This is a genomic window from Campylobacter australis (assembly GCF_050586305.1).
In the GTDB taxonomy this organism is placed as follows: Bacteria; Campylobacterota; Campylobacteria; order Campylobacterales; family Campylobacteraceae; genus Campylobacter_A.
The window spans coordinates 202,128-208,151 of the sequence record NZ_JAXUAA010000003.1; the positions used below are offsets into that span (position 1 = coordinate 202,128).

The 6,024-nt window shown below is 37.1% G+C and carries 6 protein-coding genes; 3 read left to right on the forward strand and 3 right to left on the reverse strand.

All coding sequences use genetic code 11. From position 1 onward, the window contains the following. Positions 1–2: 2 nt before the first annotated feature. Genes rnc through U5B17_RS06230 form a run of 3 tightly spaced genes read right to left on the reverse strand, consistent with a single transcriptional unit; the run spans position 3 to position 2,099 of the window. Positions 3–665 carry a ribonuclease III gene (gene rnc, locus U5B17_RS06220; protein WP_430804486.1) on the reverse strand — a complete coding sequence of 221 codons (663 nt, stop codon included), beginning with the start codon at positions 663–665 and terminating at the stop codon, positions 3–5. 2 nt (positions 666–667) lie between these two features. Then, positions 668–1,096 carry a ribonuclease HI gene (rnhA, locus tag U5B17_RS06225; protein ID WP_430804487.1) on the reverse strand — a complete coding sequence of 143 codons (429 nt, stop codon included), beginning with the start codon at positions 1,094–1,096 and terminating at the stop codon, positions 668–670. After that, positions 1,074–2,099, reverse strand: coding sequence for a hypothetical protein (locus tag U5B17_RS06230; RefSeq protein WP_430804488.1), 1,026 nt, complete (start codon positions 2,097–2,099; stop codon positions 1,074–1,076). The genes rnhA and U5B17_RS06230 overlap by 23 nt, the downstream gene beginning before the upstream one ends. 59 nt (positions 2,100–2,158) lie before the next feature. Between U5B17_RS06230 and dnaG the strand changes: the two genes are divergently transcribed. The 3 genes from dnaG to U5B17_RS06245 form a co-directional block, all read left to right on the forward strand. After that, on the forward strand, positions 2,159–3,823 hold the full coding sequence (gene dnaG, locus U5B17_RS06235) for a DNA primase (protein WP_430804489.1): 1,665 nt from the start codon (positions 2,159–2,161) through the stop codon (positions 3,821–3,823). Beyond that, entirely contained in the window at positions 3,820–4,818 is a 999-nt protein-coding gene (locus U5B17_RS06240) for an argininosuccinate synthase domain-containing protein (RefSeq protein ID WP_430804490.1), read from the forward strand. The genes dnaG and U5B17_RS06240 overlap by 4 nt, the downstream gene beginning before the upstream one ends. A gap of 57 nt (positions 4,819–4,875) precedes the next feature. Next, positions 4,876–6,024: PDC sensor domain-containing protein (locus U5B17_RS06245; RefSeq protein ID WP_430804491.1), on the forward strand; the 1,149-nt coding region annotated here is incomplete at its 3' end.

Genomic DNA, 6,024 nt, shown 5'->3' on the forward strand with positions numbered 1-6,024 from the left:
CCTTAGTTTTTCATCTTTTCAAGTGCTATTTTTGCTGCAAGTTGTTGAGCCTCTTTTTTTGAGCCACCGATCGCGCGTGAAATTTCTTTACCATTTAAAATGAGTGCTATCTCAAATTCTTTCTTGTGATCGGGGCCAAAACTGCCTACTAGCTCGTAAGATGGAGTGATGCCAACAGTTGCTTGAGTTAGCTCTTGTAGAGCAGTTTTGTAGTCTTTTACAAGGCTTGTTATGTCTATTTGTGGAAAGCAAATTTCTAGCAAATTTATAGCTACTTTGCGTGCAGTTTCAAGCCCAGCTTCAAGATATATGGCGCCTATTATGGCTTCGTAAGCGTCGCTTAAGATACTGGGTTTCATGCGACCACCGTTATTTTCTTCGGCTTGTGAAATATTTATAAAATCGCCTAAGTTTAGGTGATTTGCCATCACGGCAAAGCTCTTTTCATTAACCAGTGCAGCGCGTAGTTTGCTCATATCTCCTTCCGCAATGCGTTCAAATTTGCGAAATAAATACTCTCCAACTATAAGATCCATAACAGCATCGCCCAAAAACTCAAGGCGTTCGTTGTTATAGTGTAGTTTGGTGCTTTTGTGAGTTAGTGCTTCGTTTAAAAGTTTGATATTTTCAAATGTATATCCTAGGTTCTTTTGTAAATTTTTCACGATTAACCTTTCATCTGGATCTTTGTTGCTTCTTGTCTCGCAAGTTCGTCGCAACGCTCATTTTGCGGGTGCCCGTTATGTGCTTTAAGCCAGTTTGCCCTTACTTTGTGTGGTTTTGAGATTTGTATATACTCTTGCCAAAGATCAACATTTTTGACATTTTTAAAATTTTTTTTGACCCAGCCATCAAGCCAGTCGTTTATAGAATTTGCCACATATGAGCTATCGGTGTAAAGCTTGACATTGCACGGCTCTTTAAGTGCTTTTAGTCCCTCTATGACGGCGCGAAGCTCCATTTGGTTATTTGTAGTTTGGCTCTCGCCCCCACTTAGCTCTTTTTTTACACCATTAAACTCTAAGATACAGGCCCAACCGCCAGGACCAGGGTTATTTAAGCATGAGCCATCACTAAAAAGGCATACGGTTTTCATTTGCAACTTCTGTGATATGCGGTAAAATTTTTACACTACCAAGCTCATGGCACATTGGACAGCGATAAAAGTGCATAGGAAATGAGTTTTTGCAGTGTTTGCACACATAGTTAAAGCTAAGTCCAGCCCCCTTAAAGCCAGCATCATTTAAGCTTTTAAGAACATTTAACTCAAAACCATTAATATCGCAAGGTTCATTTATTACGCCTTTTGCTTTAAATAGCGCTTTGTAGTTCTCATCTTTTAAATTTATGGCGTTTTCTTGAGCATAAACAAGGTCTATAACATCTTCAAGATTAGCAAATTCGTTAAGGTTATTTAGGCTTATGCCTTGTCTTATGTAAAGTTGCATACACATGCGTTTTAAAAGCCTAAACCCATCTTTCATCTCTAAAATTTGCTCTACTTTTTCTTGTGGGCTTAACACTTTATCGTCTAAAATTTTAAGAGCCTTGATATAGGCTTCGTTTGCACTGACATCAATGCCAAGCTCGCTTAGTGCAACCAAAGTATCAAGTGCATCGTCATAGCGTTTTAGCTTTTCATCTATCATAGTAAGATGACGCAAAGCAATGGCATTTCGCGGGCTTAGCTCTACTGATTTTAAAAATACTTCCATAGAGTTTTGCAAAAAGCCAGCCTTAAAATACGCTTGCCCAAGTTCTGTTAAAACAAGCTCTTTTTCGTGCTTGTTTTGCACCTTTTCAAGCGCTATGACATAAACTGCGATAGCCTTTTCAAAGTCGCCATTTTTAGCAAATGTGCTACCTAGCATACAAAGACTTTGGGCATCAACATCAAGCTTGCTTAGCATATCTTTATGCTCTTTGCTAAGGGCATTTGAGGCTTCAAATTTCTGTATAAATTTCTCCAGTCTTCGCTTTTCGTCTTTACCTCTAAACACACCCCAAACATAGTTTAAGATAGCCACCATTAAAATGATTGCAAAAAGCACAACAAGTCCAAAAATAGGGTCACGATGCTCAATAAAAAATATATCCATGCTCATACTTTATAAATTTTTTAAGCCCATTATAGCCAAATGATTGTATAATCTCGCTTATGATAGAACAAAATAGTATAGAAAAATTACTAGATGTAACCGATATTGTCGATGTTGTAAGCCACTACATACCTGTAAAAAAAGTGGGGGCAAATTTTAAGTGTGTCTGCCCATTTCATGATGATAAAAATCCAAGCATGAGTATAAGCCCATCAAAACAAATTTACCACTGCTTTTCGTGTAAGGCTGGCGGAAATGCGATAAAATTTGTAATGGATTACGAAAAACTAAGCTATCCAGAGGCGATCGAAAAGCTTGCTAGTATGTCAAATTTTACCCTTTCTTATACAAAAGATACGCCAAAGATAAAGGACGATAAGCGTATTTTAGAGGGTGTAAATGCGATGTATCGTGCCGATCTTTATAAAAATGAAGAGGCTTTACGCTATCTTTACTCGCGAGGTATAAATGATGCGATGATAGCTAAATTTGAGCTTGGTTGGGCGAGTGATGGTCAAAAGACGATACGCTTTTTGCAAAACGAGCAGATAGAGCCAAAAGAGGCTCTTGATGTGGGTATCGTAAAACAAAACGAGCAGGGAATTTATGCTAGTTTTAGCCATCGTATCACATTTCCCATTTATAGTCATAACTCAAAGCTAGTTGGCTTTGGGGGACGCACTATATCAAATCATCCAGCCAAATATATAAACAGCCCGCAGTCTGAAATTTTTGACAAATCGCGGCTATTTTATGGGCTAAATTTAGCAAGGACAAATATTGCTAAAAAACATCAGATTATCATTTGCGAAGGGTATCTTGATGTTATCATGTTGCATTACGCAGGTTTTGATAACGCTGTTGCGGTGCTAGGAACCGCACTTACAGAAAAGCATTTGCCATTTTTAAAGCGCGATGAAGATTTAAGTGTAGTTCTTTGTTTTGATGGCGATGATGCAGGCATACACGCAGCCGTTCGCTCAGCTCATCTTTTAAGCTTAAATCAAATAGACGGTTCAGTCGTTATCATCGAAGGTGGTGCAGATCCAGCTGATATGGTTGTAGATGGAAAGATAGAGTATTTACAGCGTCTTTTTGACTCTGGAGTGGAGCTTGGCGAATTTTATATAAGGAATATCATAAAGGGCTATGACCTTAATAAACCAGTACAAAAACAGCGTTGCTTGGATGAAATTTTAGCCTATACAAAGTCGCTAAAGGCTATCATCGCACAAAGTTATACTCCGCTTGTGGCTAGCCTTTTAGGTATAGATGTTGGCTCTTTAAACCTTGGTGGTATAAGAAGTAGTACAAATTTTAGCCACCAAACTTATACAAAGCCACAGCCAAAAGCAGCTAGCGAGCGAAAAAAGGATATTTTAGAATTTGCTATCTTAAAGGCTATCTTGGCTGATAAAAATTTAAAGCAAAATTTACTTGACATGGGTATAAATCACGAATTTTTCTTTCATCATGCTCAGACATTTAAAGCCATTATCTCGCCAAATAGCGATGATAGCGACAAATACATCCGTGAGCTTGAGCTTGATGATAGCGCTTTGGCTATCGACAGCAAGGAGAAATTTGATAAAGCCATAGCAAACTTAAAACTAAAACATTTCCAAAGAAAGCAAGCCGATATTAAAAACTCAAACGATGAAGATAAATTTGAAAAGCTTGCTGTCTTAGGAAAAATAATCTTAAATTTACAAAGGCAAATATGAAAGCATTAGCGTTATTTAGTGGCGGTCTTGATAGTATGATTGCTATTAAACTTCTAACAGATCAAGGTATTAAAGTTACCGCACTTCACATTGATACTGGTTTTGGAGCGGAGGCAGAAAAATTTGCTACGCTTGAAAAAAGGGCAAATTTAGCAGGAGCTGACTTTAAGGTTGTAGATATTCGTAGTGCATATCTTCAAGATGTACTTTTTAGCCCAAAATACGGCTACGGAAAGCAGTTTAACCCATGTGTTGATTGTCATGGATATATGTTTAAAGTAGCTTTAAATATGCTTAAGAGCGAAGGTGCTAGCTTTATAGTTACAGGTGAGGTTTTGGGTCAGCGACCTATGAGCCAGCGTAGGGAGGCTATGAAGCAGGTTAGAAATTTGGCTGATGATGAAGATGAGCTTATACTAAGACCTATGTGTGCTAAGCTTTTTGAGCCAACAAAACCAGAGCGTGAAGGCTGGGTCGATCGCCAAAAGTTGCTTGATATAAGCGGAAGAGATAGAAAGCCACAACTTGCTTTGGCAGCGAAATTTGGCTGGGGAGAGAATGACTTTGCAACACCTGGTGGCGGATGTTTGCTTACTATTGAGAGTTTTGCTGTAAAGATAAAGGAGTATTTAAAATTTGATGATAATATGCGCGATATAGATGTTACTTGGCTAAAGCTTGGTAGACACCTGCGGTTAAAAAATGGTGCAAAACTTATCATTGGGCGAGATGAGAGTGATAACAACGCACTTTTAGCAAATCCAAACGATAAATTTCACGCTATAAATTTTGATCCTAAAGATGATATAGTGGGAGCAAAGAGTTTTTTAAGTGTTGGTGCAGATGATGAAGATACAAATTTTGCTGCTCGTCTTGCCCTTGCTTACACAAGAGCTAAAAAAGATATGGAATTTAGCGTGAGTATAGGAGATAAAAATTTAATCGTTAAACCATTTGATGATAAAATCATCGCTCAAGGCTTTTTCGTTAAATAATTATTTGCCATAAAAGTTGTAGAATACGAAAATTTTATACAACACAAGGAGAAGTGTATGCTAAATAAAGTAGCAAACAAGATAGCACTTATTATTTTTGTGCTATTAACAGTTGTTTTTACTATATTTTCTGTTTTGGGTTATAATACCTCAAGAGAAAATATCGTAGATGTAGTAAAAGATTCTAAGCGCTCACTAGCCGTTTCTTTGAATACCTTTGTCGATGGGCTTATTGGCACTAGATTTATAGCTATGCAAGGCTTTGAAAACTATGTTAAAAATCATCCAGAAATGCTTTATGACAGAGAAATTTTCAAAAGAGAGTTATATAAACTATCATCAGCTCTTGATGTAGATGAAATTTTCGTTGGTTTTGCTGATGGTGGCGATATGATATATGCTGAAGTTGCCCCTGGTAAAAGTCCAAATGTTCTTTATACACCACTTTCAGATAAATTTGATGCTAGAAAACGCAGCTGGTATATAAAAGCACTTGAAAAGCCTGATGAGATAGTCTTTTCTGACCCTTATAGATCTGTTTCAGGGACTATGTCTATTAGTATTGCAAAAGCACTAAAAGTAGATGGAAAGATAGTTGCTGTTTTAGGTATTGATATATATTTAGATAGCGTTGCCCAGAAAGTATCCGTGATAAAAGATACTCCAAATAGTTATGTTGTAGTAGCTGACTTAAAAAAGAATGTATTTATCGCCCATCCAAATAAAGACTATCTATTGTCTGATAGTAAAGAACTAAAAGATGTTATAAGCCTATTTAAAAATAATTACACAAAAACAGGCAATGCTGGCTTTGAATATGAATTTAAAGGCTCATCGAGGATCGGTGCTTGCGAAATTCATGAAAGCTCTGGATGGCTTGCTTGCTCTTTAAGTCCGATTAGCGACTTTGATGAGATGTTAAATGCTGTGCTGACCAATCAAATCATAACATCAGCTATATTTATTGTTGTGATAGTTGTGCTTTTGGTATTGTTTATTTCTCGTTTCCTACGCCCACTTGGTAGTATATCTGATGGTCTAAATTCATTCTTTAAATTTTTAAATTATGAGATAAAAGAGCCAGTCTCTATACCAGTAAGTAGCAAAGATGAATTCGGTGTTATGGCAACTCTTGTAAATGATAATATAGCCAAAATTCAAGATGGCAAACGCCTTGAAAACGAATTTATCTCTCAAGCAAACAAC